Here is a 20,292-nt window from a genome sequence, read left to right on the forward strand (position 1 = left end):
TTCATTATATTATCTATATTATATGGAAACAACTTATAAGACTCAGGGCGTTTGTGCACGCTCTATTACTTTTACAAAGAACGATGACGGCACAATCACAAACATCAGTTTCGAAGGCGGCTGTAACGGCAACCTTAAGGCAATTTCCAAGCTCTGCGACGGCATGACAGCCGAAGAGATTGTTGCAAAACTTAAGGGCAACACCTGCGGTTTTAAGAGCACAAGCTGCGCTGATCAGCTGGCAAAAGCTGTTGAACAGGCATAATCTGATAATAATTTTGAGGTAAAATATATGGCACTTGAATGTGGTATCGTTGGACTTCCAAACGTTGGAAAGTCTACTATTTTTTCGGCTTTGACTGCGGCTCCTGCTGCGGCAGAGAATTTTCCTTTCTGTACAATTGATCCTAACATTGGTATTGTTGATTTGCCTGATGAGCGTCTCGACTTCCTTGCTAGCATTCATAATCCTAAAAAGAAGACACCTGCAAGCGTAAAGTTTGTTGATATTGCAGGTTTGATTAAGGGTGCAAGTAACGGTGAAGGTCTTGGAAACAAGTTCCTTGCAAACATCCGCGAGTGTTCTGTAATTGCTCATGTTGTTCGCTGTTTTGATAACCCTGATATTATGCACGTTCGCGACAATGCAAACGAAGCAGCTCCAATTGATCCTGAAACTGATATTCTTACAATCAACTGGGAGCTCTGTCAGGCAGACTTGAATACAATTGAAGCACGCCAGGACAAGGTAACACGCGCTATCCGCTCTCTCGGAAAAGAAGAAGAAAAGAAATACGCACCATGGATTTCTGCTGTTGCAAAAATTAAGCCACTCCTCCAGGACGGAAAATGTGCCCGCACAGCAAATCTTACAGACGACGAAAAGAATGCACTTTACGATATGTTCCTTCTTACAATGAAGCCTACAATTTATGTAGCTAACGTTGATGAAGCTTCTATTGAAGCTCAAACAAACAAATATGTTGAAATCGTAAAGAAATATGCTGCAGAAGAAAACTCAGAGGTAGTTGTAATCTGCGGTAAGTTCGAAGCTGATTTGGCAGAAATTACAGATGAAGCAGACCGCAAAGACTTTATGGAAAGTGTTGGTCTTACAGAAAGTGGTCTCGCAGTTCTTGCACGCAAGACATATCACCTGATGGGACTCCGTACCTTCTTTACAGGCGGACCAGATGAATGCCGTGCCTGGACAATTCACGCAGGTGACAAAGCTCCACGTGCTGCCGGTGTAATCCACACAGACTTTGAAAAAGGCTTTATCAAGGCCGAAGCATACACAATCGACGACCTCCGCCAGTACAAAGACGAAGCTGCAATCAAGGCAGCCGGCAAGTACCGTCAGGAAGGTAAGGAATACGTTGTTCAGGACGGAGATGTTCTGTTCTTTAAGTTCAATGTATAGTCAGGTTATAGGTTCCAGGTTTTAGGTTCTAGGTTGTAACTTCCCTAGCACCTAGTACCTATAACCTAAAACCTAAAATCGGAGTTTATTCAACATGGACATAAAATTTATTATATTAGCCCTGGCCCTCGTAATGTATCTTCTTGTAATCATCTTTCAGGAAAAGAAAGTGTGGATGACTTCGGTTGCAGCCCTTGCTGTAGTTGTTCTCGGCTTTTTGTGTCAGGGCGGCGCAATCGGCGGAAACGTGTTCAGTCAGCTGGCTGGTCCTGCAGAACTTTTTCAGCATATTTTTTTTGAACTGATTAACTGGAATATCCTTATGATTTATGTAGGCAGTATGATTATTGCCGCGCTTTTTATCTACTCGCGTGTCCCTGCACGTATCGCGGACGCGCTGGTTACCATCTCTCCAAGCACCGGAATTGCCGTAGTTTTAATTCTCGCAATGACCGGTATAATTTCAATCTTTGTTGAAAATGTAGCGACCGTTCTCGTAATGGCACCAATTGCCCTTGCACTTTCAAGAAAACTCAAACTGAATCCAGTTCCATTTATGATTGGACTGGCACTTATGTCAAATCTCGAAGGAACAGCCACACTCGTTGGTGATCCTCCAAGCATGATTTTTGCAAGCTACGCACACTACACTTTCAATGACTTCTTTGTATCTCAGGGAAAGATTTCGATTTTCTTCTTTATTCAGGCAGGACTTCTTGTCGGCTGTATTTTCTTTTACTGCTTTTTCAGTAAGGCAAAGGAAAAGGCCACAGTTGATAAAGAAGAAGTAATTTCTTACGTTCCGCTCTGGCTTCTTTTGATTATGATTGCAGGACTTGCAGTAATTTCATTCCTGAGCAGCGAGCTCGGTTACAGTTCAGGCTGTCTCGTACTTGGTCTTGGAATGATTGGTCTTGTATGGTATCACCTGAATCAGAAGAAAACTTACGGCGAAGTATGGCAGCTTGTAAAAGAACTGGACTGGGAAACTATTGCGTTCCTTATCGGCATTTTCGTAGTTGTCGGTGCCATCAGCGAAACAGGACTTCTCGGTGACTTTGCACTCTGGCTCGCACACGTTACAGGCGGCAGCAAGTTCCTCGGCTTCCTTTTGATTCTTCTGTTCAGTATCTTGATTTCCGGCTTCGTTGATAACGTTCCTTATATCATTGTTATGCTTCCGGTTGCTGGAAACCTTGCACAGGCAATGAGCATTCAGAAAGAACTCTTTATGTTCGCACTTTTGATTGGTTCATGCCTCGGAGGAAACCTCACACCATTCGGAGCATCGGCAAACGTTGTTGCAATGGGAATCCTCAAAAAAGAAGGACATCCAATTACATTCCCTGGTTTCTTAAAAATCAGTGCTCCATTTACAGTACTCACAACAGCTGCAGCTGCGGCTCTGCTCTGGGCTATCTGGGCATAAAAAATCTAATCTTTTTTACTCCAGTTCCGACAATTGTATAGAGAGGGGCAGGAGTAAAAAAATGACAAGTGCAATCGGAAATTTCAGTAACGCGTACTCTTACAGCGGCGCCATTGGTGGTGCAGCCGGTAAGCTTTATGTTCCAGTAAGCCGTTCGGCACTTCTCTACTCTCACTTCGATCATGTTTCTGGTGTTGCAGCAGGTAACGGACAGCAGGGTGTTTCAATCAGCAAAATCAGAATCTTAAACTCTCTTATAGACCGCATTTCAGCAATCAAAAATCAGCCTAAGGAATCTATTACAGACATCAGTGACGACCAGGCTCAGGTGCTTATTGAACAGTACCAGAAGCAGCTTCAACAGACAGTTGCACAGCAGTCTTTTGCTCTCGCAGGTGCTAAACCTATGGCCGGTGCTCTTTTCCAGATAGACGCTTAATACCAGGCGTTTGCAAAAATCTATCAAAATCAATATAATGTCCGCATATTTATTTATAGGAAGTTTGAAATGGGCGGATTTTTTGGCGTTGCTTCAAAAGAAGACTGTTCGTTGGATTTGTTTTTCGGAGTAGACTATCACTCCCACCTTGGCACACGACGCGGAGGTATTGCGGTTGTAAATCCCGACGGCCACTTTTCGCGCTCAATTCATAATATTCAGAATTCGCCGTTCCGTACTAAGTTTGAAAACGACATTGATGACCTTCACGGAAAAATTGGAATCGGCTGTATTTCGGACTTTGAACCTCAGCCACTTCTTGTTCACTCACACCTTGGAAACTTTGCAATCACAACAGTTGGGATCGTAACAAACAAAGACGAACTTGTTGCAGAAGTACTCAACTCAGGTTACACACACTTCCTCGAAATGAGCGGTGGTGAAATCAATCAGACAGAGCTCATCGTTGCTCTCTTAAATCACAAAGATACAATTGTTGAAGGAATTAAATTCGTTCAGGAAAAGATAAAGGGTTCTATCTCTATGCTGATTTTGACACAGGATGGAATCTACGCTGCACGCGACAAGCTTGGCCGCACTCCAATTGAAATTGGCCACAAAGACGGAGCTTACTGTGCAAGTTTTGAAAACTACGCTTACATGAACCTTGGTTACAAGGATTATCATGAGCTCGGTCCTGCAGAAATCGTATTCTTTACAGCAGATAAAATGGAGATTCTCCAGCAGCCTGGTAAGGAAATGAAAATCTGTACCTTCCTTTGGATTTACTACGGATACCCTACTGCCTGCTATGAAGGTGTAAACGTTGAAGCAATGCGTTACAACTGTGGACGCTACCTTGCACGCCGCGACAAGGATAATGTTCACCCGGATGCAGTTGCCGGAGTTCCTGACAGTGGAACTGCACACGCTGTTGGTTATGCTAACGAAAGCGGCATTCCATTCACACGTCCGTTTATTAAGTACACTCCAACCTGGTCACGTTCTTTCATGCCTACAAATCAGGAAATCAGAAATCAGGTTGCTCACATGAAGCTTATTCCTATTCAGCAGCTGATTGAAGGTAAAAAGATTCTTTTGATTGATGATTCGATTGTTCGTGGAACTCAGCTTCGCGAAACAACAGACTACCTTTACAAGAGCGGTGCAAAAGAAGTACATATCCGCCCTGCATGTCCACCACTTGTTTACGGCTGTAAATATTTGAACTTCAGCCGTTCAAAGAGCGAGATGGATTTGATTACACGCCGTGTTATCAAACAGTTCGAAGGCGACAACGTAAGCGAAGAAACTTTGCAGAAATATTGCGATCCTGATACTCCAGAATACGCAAAGATGGTAGAAGAAATCAGAAAGCAGTTACACTTTACTACTTTGAGATTCCACCGTCTGGACGACATGCTGGATAGCACCGGCCTTCCTCATGAGAAGTTGTGTACTTACTGCTGGAATGGAAGAGAATAAGGCTAAAATCGAAGAACCGTTAAAAAACGAGCTGCGACAGCGGGTCGTTTTAGGTTCATCGAAAGAACGCCTTAGAGGCGAGCCGGCGAGCCGACTCACTTGTGTGAGCCGGCTTTTTATTAATTCTGCTTAATCTTAAACGGCGCTGCAGGCAACTGATTTCGTGAATACAGATTCACCGGTGCCGGGCTATCTGCCCAGAGGTAACGAAGTTCAAGAACATCACCTACACCGCGAGGAACCTCAACTGCAACAGTTTTATCATCAATAAGTTCAGCATCAGTTTCAATCACAGATTCAACACCTTTTTTACTGCACAAAAGACTGAAACCATAAACCTTCTTATCTTTATTTTCACTGTTCAAATCAGCAGCTTTTCCATCTGTCTTACAGGCAACCAGAGAAGAGTTTCCACAGTCGAAACGGACTACATAACGGCCCTTCTTAAACTCACAGAACTCTGCCTTTGGAGAAGGTGAAATAAAGTTCTTTCCGTAAGCAACACGCAAAGCTTCCTTTGCTGCACGGTAACCGGTAGTCTTTTTCTTTTCCGGATGAAGATCGTTCCATTCACCTGCATCTATTGTTACAGCAAGACCTGCATGTCCTGCAATTTCTGCTACATCAGACTGTACCTGACGGATATTTGCCCAGCCGCCATCTTTACTTGCAATGTCCTCATTCCATCCGTCACTCCAGTTTGGTAGCTGAACAATAACAAACGGCAAATCTTTAGAGCCATATACAAATTTATGACGCCACAAGTCAATCAGCTTGATAAGCATGTTCTTGTACTCTGCCGGATGCGTAGCATCAGATTCACCCTGATACCACAATGCACCTGCAATTGCATGCTTAAAACATGGAGCAAGCATAGAATTATAAAGAGCAGTCGGAAGCCATTCAAAGAACATCTGACCAGGCATATCGCGAACCTGAACATCAGTTTTCATCTTCCAGTCGCCTGTCAAATCAATACGCTCTCCATCAAGAGGATAAAGCGATTCATAGCGTGCTTCAAAATTACGGCATACACAAGGAGCTACAAAAGTATTCTCTGTAAAAAGATAATAAGGCTTTTCTTCAAAGAATCTTAATGGACCATTTGCACTGTTTTTCTGAACACGAATTGCAATCAGATTTTTACCTTCATGCAAAGTTCCAGCTGGAACTGCATAACGTCTCGGTGGATAACAATAAGGAGTAGATCCAACCTCCACTCCGTTCACCCAGGCAGTATCAGCATCAACAATTGTTCCCATCCAGAGCCAGGTTTTATATGTATTAAAATGCTCAACCTGCTCTGCAGTGAGTTCTACAATCTTCTTAAACCAGTAGAAGCCGGCTTTTTCTACAGTAAAGTTTCCAGGAAGTTTAACATCACTCCAGCCTTCATCTGAAGAAATCCAGCTTCCATCACTAAAATCAGGTTTAGCAGCAGAACCATAAAGTTCCTTACCCCACTCTTCCTGATTTTCTGCCAGTTCCTTTTGTTTTGCTGCAGCACGGCCATCGGCAAGATATTCAACAACCTGCTTCAGATAATCTTTCTTATCACCCATCTCTTCAAGGGCCTGCATACTAAGCCATGAAGCAATAGGTGAACCGCCCTGACTCGCATTGATAATTCCAACAGGAACATCGAGTTCTTTTGAAAGTCTCTTTGCAAAAAAGTAACCGGTACCTGACATGTCGCCGAGAGTTTCTGGAGAAGCACATACCCAGTGTACACCACCGGAAATATTTTCAGCTTTAGTTCCTTCATCAGCATTAGACTGCCAGCCGACATCAACTATTTCATCCTTCTCGCCATCGAGAGACCAGTTGATAGGAATAGTAATCATGCGGATACGATCATTTTTAGGAAGTGCAAAATCTTCAGGGTATGAAAAGCGCATTCGTTCCATAGGGAGCTGTGCATTAGACTGACCAGAGCTTACCCAAACTTCACCAACATAAATGTCAGTAAACTCAACACGATGCTCATCACATTTAATGTTCATTGTGAATGGTCCACCAGCCTCACCAGGACTGAATTCAATTTTCCAGTTTCCGTCCTCATCTGACTGTGTAATTGAAGTTGTTCCACGGAATTCCATGATAACATCTGAATAAACTTCAGCGGTTCCATAAATACAGTTAATCTTATTTCGCTGAAGAACCATTCCTGAACCGACGATTCCTTTTATTTTAAAAATGCCTTTCATAACTACCCCTTACACTTATTTTACTCAACAAATCCATTCTCTGCCACTATTTTCGTAGCGGAACCAGTCAAAATCTGTAAAAAACTTTTTCTGAGTCCAGTCACCACCCGCAACAGCAAACATACCAACAACAGTACCAACAAAGCCACCGGCTACATCAGTACTTAAAATACTTGCATCGATATTTTCTGCAAGAATCATCATATTCCGTTCATCAGGTCCATATTCAAAGCTAAGCTTCTGATGTTCTGCAACAACGCGGAGAACTATCTGAACATTTTTTCGACCGCCGGTCATAACCTCTTCTGCAAGAATCTCGTCATCACCACCGGCAGCTCGAACCAGCTGAAGAATAATTATCTTTCCCTTAAGAGTAAGCTGCAGCCGGTAATTATATTTTTCATTCTGAAAACAGATAATTCCTGCAGTATCCTCATTTTCATCAAAATGAAAATCTGCCTTACAGCTCGCTTCAAAACTAAAACCAGTCTGACGACGAACTACCATTGAAACATTTCCATCACTACTAACAGGTTCAGCGCCATACAGTCTGAGAACGCCGGAATTTTCCTTGCAATTTATGTAAGCTGGATCCCGTTTTCTCAGACTCAGCCAGTAAGAAGCTAAGTCATCTGTATTAAAATCATCTACAGCTGGAAACGCTGTTGCATTCGAATCTTCAATATCACGCTTAACCGCATGTCCACTCAGACTGTAAGCTTCTTCAATTTTACCAGTCTCCCAGCTTACAACAGGCCACCCCTCTTCCCAGATAACGGGCACAAGGAAGGTTTCACGGCCCATATTACATACACGGTTTCCATTCTCACCATAAGGTCGGCTTGCAAGACAACACATCCACCATCGGCCGTCGCACCAGACAAGATCGGCATGACCTACATTGCGGATGCCGGCTCTGCTTCCAAGATGGCGGTGTGTCAAAATCGGATTAGAAGGCTTTCCCTTCCACTCGCCGTCGATTGTCTCACAGCGGGCAACACAAACTGCATGGTCCGGGCCAGTTCCGCCTTCTGCATGAATCAGATAGTACATTCCGTTAATTTTGTAGATATGCGGACCTTCCGGCCATACACAGTCACGCAATGCACCGCGCCAGATTCCTTTTGATTCTCCAAGCAGTTTACCAGTCTCAAGATCAATTTTCTGAATCCAGATTTCCCAGTTTCCGTTATACTTTGGACCTTCTGGAGCCGGACGAGTTCCGATATACCAGGTGGTGCCGTCATCATCAAAAAACAGCGACGGATCAATTCCTTCAGCCCCTTCAATAGGAATTGGATTAGACCATGGGCCTTCAGGCTTATCTGCTATAACAAAAAAGTTTCCTAGCTTATCTACCTGAGTACAAATACAGTAAAATTTTCCTTCATGAAAGCGGATTGTAGGCGCAAATAGTCCGCGCGATACACCAGCTCCAGTAAAATCAAGTTGTTCAGGACGATCTATTACATTACCTATCTGCTCCCAGGCTACAAGATTTTTACTCTTAAACACAGGAAGCCCTGGTACATATGAAAAAGAAGAACAAACCAGATAAAAATATCCGTCTGCTTCACACATTGAAGGATCCGGATAAAATCCCGGTAAAATTGGATTTATTATACGTGTTGCCATAATACTAGCATACCACCTTCTTCCTGATTTTTATAGAAGGAAACTCCCTTATTCGTTGAATAATTCTGTAATGTATAAAAGCTGAAGTCAAAATTGATGTGTTTTTCCCATAAGATTCGATTTTTCTTTAGATTTATGGGAAAAATCAGAAGACAAGCACTCATCTTCCCTCTGGATTTCCCATATAACGTTTTCTTTCTTACATTCCTATGGGAAAAATCAAAACTTATTATCTCCATTGTCACAGATTTTCCAATTTTTTTCCCATAGGATTTCCCCATTTTGGACTCTTATGGGAAAGTTTTTGTATTTTTACATCCTCACCACAAAATATATCCCATAAACTCACTGTTTTCTGCAATCCTATGGGAAACTGTAGCCTCCTCTACACTCAAATTATTAGTAGAAAAATCCTCTATCCATGTTACAATAAATAGCCGATAATAATATAGAAGATATGTATAACTGTCTGCAAAAAATAAAAGCCCATTTCTCACAAAAACTTCTTGTTGTGCTCACCATTTTTATGATGATTTGTGCGGGTGTAAGTGCGCAGGCAGTGGAATATACATGGACAGGCATCAGTGAAACAGACAATAACTGGACTACACCCGGTAACTGGAGTCCTGACACTGCATATCCACAAGCTGCTGACAAAGCAATCATCTCATCAGATGCAGCCATAACTATTGATGACGATATTACTGTATCCGATATAGAAATTACAGGCGCAACTGTATCTTTTTCAACTACAGATACCCCCAAGTCATTAACAATTACAAACAGTCTTAGTAATGACACAAACAGCAAAACATATTTTCTTTGTTCCGTAGATTTATCTTCAGTCGCATCTGCCGATTTTACAAACAGCGGAACAGTATATTTCTATAACAATTCTGATAACCTATATACCTTCAAAACTCCAGAAAATTGTAATTTAGGTAATTTTTATTTTCTTGGAAAGCTAGAAATAATTATTGATGGAAATTACTGTAGAGCCACAAACTTCAACATGGAGATTGACAGCGACACATCTTCATATTTTGCAACAGATGATTTTAAAGTTATTCTCAGCGGAACAGGAACCCTGAAAGCAACTAATGTAAATCTTACAAGAGCAAGTAAAACGGCAGGAAAAACAGGAACCTTTGAAATTGGAAAAAACTCATTAAATACAAAATTTGAAATAAGCGACTCAATTGAAACTCATTCCGGTGTAATACTGCAGATAAATGAAGGCGCAACACTGGAAACAGAGAAATATGCACATAACGCGGGTAATGCAGATGTAATTGCAAAAACAATTATAAATGGAACCTTTATAGCAAATACATCTTTTGATACGGCTATATCAATCTCTGCAAATGCAGGTTCCACTGAAGTTACAATTGGAACTGATGGCGTACTCACATCTCCAAATATACAGCCGACAACTACTACATATCGAAATACCGCAGCATCAACAATTCCATTTACAAATAATGGAACAATCAACACAAAGACATTCAACATTCCTTATAACGTTGTTAATAATGGAATTATTAACACTAATGCAACTCCTGCAACAATTACAGCACTGTCGTTTTCGGGTACAGACGGAACAATAAATCTTAAATCAGCAGAAACAACATTAACTACGACAAGTACCACTGTAAACTCCAATCAAAAAGAAATAAAACTCACAAATACAGAAGCGACAATAAAAGGAAATTATTCTCTTACTAATTTTACCGCAACTGCAGCAACAAGTATGTCTGGCAAATCCATTACTCTTGCGAATGCTGCGATAACTGCTAATTCTATTTCACTTTCAGGCTCAGCAGGATCCCTCCTCACTCTCGAAGGAAGTGGTTCGGCACATTCTTTTAAGACTTCGTCGCTCACTGCAGAGTATCTCTCAATTGATGAAAATATAATTCTCTTAAATTATTCAACAGCAATTGCACACTGTGAACCTTCTGCCGGAGACACTACTGCAAACTGGCTTAAAGTTATTCAAAATGGATGGGCAATTAAAGCCTTAAAAACTTTTACTTTCACCTGGACTGGAGATACAGATTCTATCTGGAACAAAGATTCAAACTGGGATACAGGGCTTATTCCGGAAGAAGATTGTAAAATCATAATTCCAGCAGGCTGCGATAATTACCCGGTATTAGGCAGTGATACTTATAACGGCGGTACACTTACTCTTTCAGACACAACTTCAAAAATTACATTAGGCACTGCAGACCTCTCACTTTCTGGCAAAGAAAATGAAGCGACAGCTTCTACTACACTTTCCAGCGCAGGAACTATCGTTTTCACAGGCAATGGCCGTATTACAGATGGCACAGATGCAATAAATGATGTATCACACGGAACTGTTGAATATGCAGGCACAGGCGGAAGTGTAAATGATTTTGGCACAACCGATTACAATAACTTAATAATTTCCGGAACAAACTGGCAGATTGACGGAGATTGTACAGTACAGAATAGTTTCTCTATTGCGGATGGAGGAACATGTAAAATAAGCACCGCCACTTCAATAACAGCAGAAAGTATAACAATTGCTGATGGCGGTTCATGTTCTGTAAGTGCAGAAACAAATCTAAAAGCAAAGACTTTTGCATTCTATGGTAGCGGTACAAACAAAAATCTTACTTCGTCTGCAAATGTAAACATGATTTTCATTCCTGCAACAGCAAATGCAGATGTAAACATTCCTTCAGGTATTGATTCAAGTTTTTCTTTTGAATCAACAGGAACTCTTCATTTAGAAAATGAATCTACAGGAAAACTTGTTTTTTCTGATTCTGATACATTCAATGTTTTTGAATACAAACTCAATTTCCATAGTCCTGTTATATTAAAGCAGGATATAAAAGTTCAGAATTCAGTTACAGCCGCAGAAAGCATTACTGCAGGAGACACAAGCGGCATAAGTGCACTCATTTTCCAGGGGTCTGGTGAAATTGAATTTACCCCGACTACCGACAAAACCTATCAGAATATAACCATCAACGACACAGGTTGTTCACTTACTGTAAACAACAATGGTTATACAATCACAAACTGTACAATCACAAAAGCAACTTCCACAACCTTCGATGGCACCCCTGCAATCACAAATCTATCTGATGACACAACAGCCGGCAATATAACTTTCAACAATGGTGCAACTATTACAAATGCAGTTTCTTTGGAAACAACGGGCAAAACAACTGTAAAAAGAAATATATCTGCAGCCAGCTTCTCTGCAAAAAATCTTGTAGCAGGTGCAGATGCTGCCGTAAACACAACAGGAGCACAGACATACGGAACAATTAACGGCACCACAGCAGAAACACAAGATTTAACACTCACAGCTTCGGCAGTCACCATAAACGATAATGTTGGAACCACAAGAAGACTTGATATACTTACAATAAATGCACCTCTTACAATTGGAACAACAGGCAAACAGATTTCGGCAAAAGAAATTGATTTCGCGGGAGATATTTCGGGATCTGATAAGAATCTTACTATTACAACTGCAAAGCTCAAGAGTACAATTGCTGCAGACGGAACGTCAGCAATCACATTAAATCAACTTACATTAAGTCAGGCAACAACTATAGGGACAGAAAACGCCTCTACTCTGTCACTAAATATTTCAAAGATATCTGGAACGTCAACACTTACATTTGATGAAAATGCAACTCAAATCAACTTGAAAGATGGTATTGAAATAAATCCTAACATCATAAATAAACGAAATGTAATCTGTAATGGAGCGGCAACCTTTAATGGTACTTTTACAAATACAAGCGGTTCTCTTACAGGTGACCAGACATCTGGAAAGACACTTACCTTCAAGAAGAAATACGCTGGAACAGACGCCACTCTTATTGCAGCGAAAGCAACAAATACTACAAACGGTATTACCATCTTCCAGACTGATGTTGATTTATCTGATACGACATTTAATGCATCGGGGGGAACTGTAATACTAAGTGGAGCAACCGCACCTGCATCACAACTTCTCACTACAAAAAATGATGGAACTACAGCATTTAATAAGCTCACCATAAATGGAAATGTAACTTTTGCTACCAGCAACACAATCGATACTTTAACTGCAAATAATCTGGGAGACAAAACCCTTTCTTTTTATGACAATACGACTCAAACAGTTACAACCCTGTCTCTTACTGGAACCAACAAGGATCATAAATTAACTCTGACATCCACAGGACACTGGAATATCAGTTGTACGAATGAACCTGAATTAAAGTTTTTAATTGTAGACAATTCCACAAACAGCACTCCAGGTACACCTGCGCCAGGAACCAAATTTGTCGCATTCGATAGTATCGATGGCGGAAGCAATGTTTACTGGAACTTCCCGGATATGGAATATAAATGGACAGGCACAACTTCTTCAGACTGGAGAACTGCATCAAACTGGTATCCTGCATCAATTCCTGGCATCGGTTCAAAAATTATTATCCAACCAGCTGATAATTATCCAATACTTGATTTTGAACTTATACTTTCCGGTAATAATTCTACTGCACTAATAACAGTTGAAGAAAATGCTATATTTGATATTGCAGATAACTCCCTGACATTAGGTCTATCCGATGGAGTAACTATAACACCAGGTACGATTACAAACAAAGGAACTGTAATTATCACAGGTGTTAATAGTCAATCAATAAATTATACGACAATGGAAAACAGTGGAGATGATTCAACCGTTATCTATTCTGGAACCTCTCCTACAGTAAACTTCATATGGGATGGAGATAACTCAACAAGTAAAAAAGATTATAAAAATCTCCAGATATCTAATATCGTAAATGCCACTGCAGATTTGAATATTTCCAGAAATCTTACAATAAATAAAAATATTTCGCTTCTAACTGGTTCAATTTCTGTTAGCGGAGAAACAACAGTTCAAACAGACTGTACGACTGTAAATACATCTGGAAACCAGACATATAACGATTCAGTTACAATCACAACAGCGGGTTCTGGAGTATCAATAAACTCTTCTGATGGAAATCTTCTTTTTTCTGATACTGTAACCGGAACAAAACTTACAGTATCAGGTAATACAATACAATTCTCTGGAGTTGTTGGCACTACAACAACTCCACTTGGTCAACTTTCTATCGGCACTGCAACAACCACTACTTTTGATGAGCCTGTATACATTTCAACATTCACAGATTCTGATACTGGAAACAGCGGAGCCATCTTATTCTCTAAAGGTGGAATTATTTCAAATGATGTTAGTTTGAACACTACAGGTAATGTATCTATTACAACTGAAATGAGCTTCAATGGAGATTTTTCTCACACTACCGGAACTACTTCAATTACAGGTACTGTCACTTCTGCCGGAACAGTATCTCTTGGTGCAGCAGACAAACTGACAACATTATCAAGTGCTGAAATAAATGCAGCATCCTTAAATTGCGATATACTTAAAATTTCCGGGGATGTAACAATTAAAACCTCAGGTACTCAAACTTACAATGGAACAATAAATGCTTCTACAGCAGATTCTGATACATTAACTCTCAAATCAACTGGTCTGATTACTTTTAATGGAAACATTGGTTCTACAACGCCTTTACTAAAATCTATTACGACTACTGCAGGTAGTGCGGTTCAAATTGATTGTGAATCAATAAAAACCTCTGGAAACCAGACATATAGCGATTCAGTTACAATCACAACAGCGGGTTCTGGAGTATCAATAAACTCTTCTGATGGAAATCTTCTTTTTGCAGATACTGTAACCGGAACAAAACTTACAGTATCAGGTAATACAATACAATTCTCTGGAGTTGTTGGCACTACAACAACCCCACTTGATCAACTTTCTATCGGAACTGCAACAACCACTACTTTTGAAGATTCTGTATACATTTCAACATTCACAGATTCTGATACTGGAAACAGCGGAGCCATCTTATTCTCTAAAGGTGGAATTATTTCAAATGATGTTAGTTTGAACACTACAGGTAATGTATCTATAGATGGTTCTACAACTGAAATGAACTTCAATAGAGATTTTTCTCACACTACCGGAACTACTTCAATTACAGGTACTGTCACTTCTGCCGGGACATTATCTCTTGGTGCTGCAGACAAACTGACAACATTATCAAGTGCTGAAATAAATGCCGTTTCCTTAAACTGCAATATACTTAAAATTTCCGGGGATGTAACAATTGAAACCTCAGGTACTCAAACTTACAACGGAACAATAAATGCATCTACAGCAGATTCTGATACATTAACTCTCACATCAACAGATCTGATTACTTTCAATGGAAACATTGGTTTTGTAACACCTTTGTTAAAAGCTCTCACAACAACTCCAGATACTCCAGTTTTAATAAACTGTGCATCAATAAAAAGTTCGATATCACAAGAGTATAATGGAGCTGTTACATTAGGAACTACACTTTCCTCTCATGCAATAACTTCTTCAATAATTACTTTCGGCACAGATGCAACTATTAACGGTAATGCGTCTTTAGTTCTTGAAGGCACAACATCCTCTACTTTCAATGCAAGAATTGGTGACACAACTCCTTTGACTTCAATTGAAATAAAAGGACCTGCAATAATCAATTGTAGTGATATAACAACATCAGACACTCAAGTCTTTAACGACATAGTAACGCTCAAGCACTCTGTCATTCTTTCATCAGATAGTACTGTAATTTTCAAAGACAATGTTTCAAATTCAGACGAAGCATCTACAGCAACTCTTACAGTAAATGCAAATACAGAAATAGACGCATCCTCTGTAACAATAAAAACATCCGAATTTGATTTCTCAGGTAATATTACCGGTTCGGAAACTGACACAGTTCTTACATTGCTTACACCAACCTTAATCAGCATAGCAAATTCTTCATCCGATATCAAACTGTCAAAACTTATTATCAACCAGGATACAATTCTAAAAACTTCAAATACATCTGCACTTTATGTGTATGTCTCTGAAATAAATAATTCTGGAAAAATATTGATTATTGATACTTCAGTAAGTAATTTTGAATTCAAACAGGCTTGTATCATAAATACTGATATTCAAACCTATGATGGTTCAAAACTTACAGCATGGACAGGAATTACAACCTTTACAGGAAACCTGACTATTTCCGGTGATTTTGCACATAATAATGGAACTATAAAATTTGCAGGCACAACTCAAACACTCACCACAAAAGACGACGACTCAACAAATTTCTACAACATACTCATTTCATCACCAGCAAAAGTAACTACAGCTTCTTCATTCATCGTAAGTGGAACAAGCTGGGACAATACCACTGAAGAAAATGGATTTACAGGCACAGTAGGAACTATCACTTTTAATAATTCAACAGTACCAGCCACTTCGCCTCTTACAATCGTAAGCGGTAAAAACATTTTCTATGATGTAGCCTGTAAAACTACAGATCAGAATATTACATTTAAAGAAGAAAATATTTTCTCTCATGAAGTTACAATCGGTGAAAGTGCAAATATTCCGAATAATGTAATTATCAGCAGTGCATCAGCAATTACTTTTGCACCAGAATTGTACTGCCAAAATATAACAATCAATGCCGGTGAAAATGCGGTTACTTTTACAGATGATTCATATTTTAATACCAGCTTTACAAATAACGGCACAGGCCTGGTAACTTTTGATGGCAGCGCAACCTACGGCACATCTTTTATAAACGAAAGTCCTGCACTCACTACCTTCAAATCAAGTTTTACTGGAACTGGAAATGCCGAATTCGCTGGAGATATAAACCTCACTGATGATGCAGACAGATTTTTCTCTGCCGGTGCAGGACACAGTATTACAACTACAAACAATCTGATTGTAAACACTAACTCAGTGAACACAATTCAGATGAACTCTACACCAACCTCAAAAGTAATAGCAAAAAACTTTGTTCTATATTCTGGAAAACTGAAACTCAACGGAACTCTGGAATCCACAGGAGATATCATTCTTCTTGGCCCTGATTATACAACTCTTGATCCTCAAACAGGAATCGATGGAATCTATCTTTATAATCAGACAAGACCTTCGCCAGTAAATTACACGACTGCTTTCATAGCCGCCCCATTTAACGGTGAAGTCACAGCTCTCGAAAACACAGTTATAAAGGCAGATAAAAACTTCTATTCAAATGGAATTATACTTGCAGGACCTGCATCTGGTTCATTTGAAATTCAACTCCCTAAAACCTCTGATTCACACAAAGGCTTTGCAGAAGCAGTAAAGACCACTGTAAACAACTGCAATGTCCGCTGCTGGGAACTTCCTTCTAACACAGCTACTGATGATACCGTTCCTGCAAAAATCGCAGCCTATGAGTGTACGGATAATTCAAATAACACTAACTGGAACTTTGAAGATTTTGAAATCCTCAATGCCTGGACAGAACGCGATGACGCCATTTTTGTTGAGTTTAATTCTCCAGTCAGAAATCTTTATAATGAAATTACAAACTCACTCTCTTACCTCACCTATCAGGGAACAACAGATACACGAACTGCCTTTGCAGGAATCTATACAAAACCAGATTGTCAGAATGCAGATTTAATTGAAAATATAGATATTGAACTAACTAACGGTCGTTATTCTATCATCCTCAAAGCTCCAGATTCATGGAACACTGATGCAACAGGAACTTCTGTAGGCTCGTCAGCCCTCAGCTCAGACCGTAACGGAAATCACAAAACTTCTGTTCCATATCTTGATATCCCTCGTTCACTTACTGGTGTAAACTACATCATAACAAATAAATGGGGAAAGCGACTGAACAACTACAGTACACGCACACCTACCCCAGGCAAGTCTTACGGAACAAATGAAACATCCGGCAGTGAAACCTACGTCCTCGATAAAACAGGTCCTGTACTCTGGAGTGTTCGTACCGGCCAGGAACTTCACACAGCCTATAACAGCGCAATCGGAGAATCATGCCAGCACTCTTATGATTCACACAACTTCCTCGAGTTCCGTTATTCTGAACCGGTTGAATTTAATTCAAACTCTATTCCAGCTGATTCAGAAAATATCCAGATAACCGATACCTTTGGTGCTATCTCAGGAAACGCAGGCTTTACCACTGCCACAAACACACTTACCTTTGCAGGAATTGCCCGCCTCACCGCCCCTTCAACAAATCAGCTTTTGCTTAATACAGGCTCGCAGGGATCTGCAAACAAATATATAAATGCTCTCTACCGCACAGACGAATATTCTCTCCGCCTTTCTATAGCGGGCTGGACAGATGGAACAGTTTCTGACTATAGCGGAAATGAATATAAAAACTGGAAGGGATATATTGATGAAGCAAAACCTTTTACAGGAGCACAAGTTTTCCCTATTGATACTACTAACAATCTTGTAACAGACCTTCAGGGCAATCTTCAGATTGAATATGAAGCAAATAAAGTAGAGCCGCTTATTATATCTAACTCGATAGATGAAAATCCTTCACATCTGTTACCAGTTTCGCCTGACGTATACAGCGCCTGGGATATTTCAGAACCGGTATTTGCACCATTACGTCTTAACTCAGAAACAACCTGGACAGAAACAAAAAATGCAGATACCTCAGAAGCGATTGGAAATACAAATGGTTCCGGTTCTACACTTGACCGAATTGACTTCCATTTCTTTGATAATACACCAGCTTATTCGTCTTCTGATACAGCTGAATGGTTTACAGAAAGCGGATGGTGTACTCCGTCAACTGCAGGTGGTAAAGAAAATCTTTATGACAATACTTATACATACGCTGCAGATATCATTGGTGGTGCCCGTCAATTTGATTCTGTACAGGCAAGAAGAACTTCAGGCGGTATAAGACTTTCAACAAAGCTAAATGCTGCCGCTGGTTTTAAATATTCCACTGATATAGATGAGATAAATCCTTCAACCGCTTTTGCCACAGGACTTTCAAATATTCATACAACAGTAATTTCGCAGCTTTTCACAGGTGCTTCAGAACCACAGCATTCTGCAAATGATCCGGACGGACTTTATCTTGGAATTGGAATTACCGATACAGATCTTCCTGTAGAAACCAGTTTTGCTTTCTCATACAATTATTCAAATGCCTTTTTGACAGACCTGGCTGGAAACAGACTACGTAATAAAACCATATCAAAAACAATTGACCGTACACCACCTTCGTTCGATATAATTTTGAGTCCTGTAAATCAAAAGCAGATTTATATCGTATTCGTAAAAAAGATTCTTACAGATTCTTCTAAAATTTCTTTCAGATATCCTGATGGAAGTAACTACGATATTACAGGAAATTTCATGAATATACTGCCATCATGTTTCCAGATTATTACAATCAATTCAGATGGAAGTTATGCCCCAAGTACAGATATTGAAATTGATACCTCTATACCTGCAAAAATTGTTGAGCAGTATTCTGATAGTCACTTTACATGTATTTCTATGACACTCACAAAAGAAATCTGCTTTGAAGATATCAAAAATCTACATATTCAGCTTAAGAACCATCCGGATTTCCCTGAGACTTCACCAGATATCTACACAAACAATAACAACGCAAAGGTCACATTCATTCAGGATGAATTAGGAAATTACATGCAGATGTATTCTGCACATGCACTGTCAGATTTTGCAATCGGTCTTGTAAATCCACTTTATGCTTATTCATCTGATATCAATGAAAATGACAAACCTGTTATGAACGGACTTTATGAACAGGGAAGCTGGGCAGTTCATGATTGGGATGCAGATCAGAAAAACTACGGAACTCTTCCTAACACACATGCTGTAACAATAATTGCAAGTGAAGAGGATGGTACAGAAGACAACTCACAAATTCCTGAGAATGTACGACTATATCTTTCTGATTCTCCAGATGCAGGTTCTGTTTCAACTCAGTTTAATAAAGACTTTAAAACATCACTAAGAGTATGGCTTCCTGATTTGACAGATGGAATTTTCCGTGCGCTTTCAGCAAAAAATAACAGCAACTTTACTTATGTAGACAGCTCACTTCTGAATGAAGAAGAACCAGCAGAAGGACTGATTTTCGATATTCCAGTTGAAATGATAAACAGATGGAAGAACGGAGATCAGATCAGTTTTATTTTCGGAATTACAGAATCCGATGGCTCACCTGTTTCTATTTTCAACAGCCCATATTATGATAATGAACAGAGACGATATAACTATGCATTGAGTTCAAAAGTACCTCTGTATAGTTTACGAATGCATGATATAACAGATATCGGAACTCTTGATTTGTGGTCATTCAGGCTTAAGAGTGAAACTGCCCAGCGCGGTGGCGTAACCATCCTCAACAATGTTATTGATGCCGGCAAGGGAGAAAAGACCGTTGTAAAAATCAGTTTACCGGACGAAGGTCGTCTTAACGTAATTGTGATGACCCTGGACGGAAACATCATAACCTATCTGAACCGCGGAAATACAAAGGCCGGAGAACATTACTTTACCTGGGACGGAAAAAACAGAAATGGAAAGCCGGTTGCCCGTGGAATGTACTTTGTGCGTGTCATTGGAAGCGGCATAGACGAGACCCGTAAGGTAATGGTCGTTAAGTAGAAAATCCCTGACGACCGGATTTTCTGCCTACGCTTGCCGACATACGAAAAATCCTCTATA

Annotated in this window: 8 protein-coding genes; 6 read left to right on the top strand and 2 right to left on the bottom strand. The window is 40.0% G+C overall.

Annotated features, from left to right (window positions below; translation table 11 throughout):
* Positions 1 to 22 precede the first annotated feature (22 nt).
* The 5 genes from BMY21_RS09385 (at position 23) to BMY21_RS09405 (ending at position 4,776) form a co-directional block, all read left to right on the top strand.
* Positions 23 to 265 carry a TIGR03905 family TSCPD domain-containing protein gene (locus BMY21_RS09385; RefSeq protein WP_074643277.1) on the top strand — a complete coding sequence of 81 codons (243 nt, stop codon included), beginning with the start codon at positions 23 to 25 and terminating at the stop codon, positions 263 to 265.
* 27 nt (positions 266 to 292) lie between these two features.
* Positions 293 to 1,423, top strand: a complete 1,131-nt coding sequence (gene ychF / locus BMY21_RS09390) for a redox-regulated ATPase YchF (protein ID WP_074643280.1) — start codon at positions 293 to 295, stop codon at positions 1,421 to 1,423.
* Between the two features lie 94 nt (positions 1,424 to 1,517).
* Entirely contained in the window at positions 1,518 to 2,852 is a 1,335-nt protein-coding gene (locus BMY21_RS09395) for an ArsB/NhaD family transporter (protein ID WP_074643282.1), read from the top strand.
* A 61-nt stretch (positions 2,853 to 2,913) separates the two neighbouring features.
* Positions 2,914 to 3,291 (top strand): hypothetical protein, encoded by a 378-nt coding sequence (locus BMY21_RS09400; protein WP_074643285.1) that lies wholly within the window; start codon positions 2,914 to 2,916, stop codon positions 3,289 to 3,291.
* Between the two features lie 69 nt (positions 3,292 to 3,360).
* Entirely contained in the window at positions 3,361 to 4,776 is a 1,416-nt protein-coding gene (locus BMY21_RS09405; RefSeq protein WP_074643288.1) for an amidophosphoribosyltransferase, read from the top strand.
* A gap of 119 nt (positions 4,777 to 4,895) precedes the next feature.
* On the opposite strand, the gene BMY21_RS09410 is transcribed toward BMY21_RS09405, so the two are convergent.
* On the bottom strand, positions 4,896 to 6,983 hold the full coding sequence (locus BMY21_RS09410) for a sialate O-acetylesterase (protein WP_074643290.1): 2,088 nt from the start codon (positions 6,981 to 6,983) through the stop codon (positions 4,896 to 4,898).
* Between the two features lie 24 nt (positions 6,984 to 7,007).
* Positions 7,008 to 8,618: a glycoside hydrolase family 43 protein gene (locus BMY21_RS09415; protein ID WP_074643293.1), complete on the bottom strand. Its 1,611-nt coding sequence runs from the start codon at positions 8,616 to 8,618 to the stop codon at positions 7,008 to 7,010.
* A gap of 457 nt (positions 8,619 to 9,075) precedes the next feature.
* On the opposite strand from BMY21_RS09415, the gene BMY21_RS09425 reads away from it, so the two are divergent.
* A complete protein-coding gene (locus BMY21_RS09425; RefSeq protein WP_074643297.1) occupies positions 9,076 to 20,232 on the top strand; it encodes a FlgD immunoglobulin-like domain containing protein in 11,157 nt (3,718 codons plus the stop codon).
* Positions 20,233 to 20,292 lie beyond the last annotated feature (60 nt).

Source organism: Treponema bryantii, from assembly GCF_900111035.1.
GTDB classification, from domain to species: Bacteria; Spirochaetota; Spirochaetia; order Treponematales; family Treponemataceae; genus Treponema_D; species Treponema_D bryantii_C.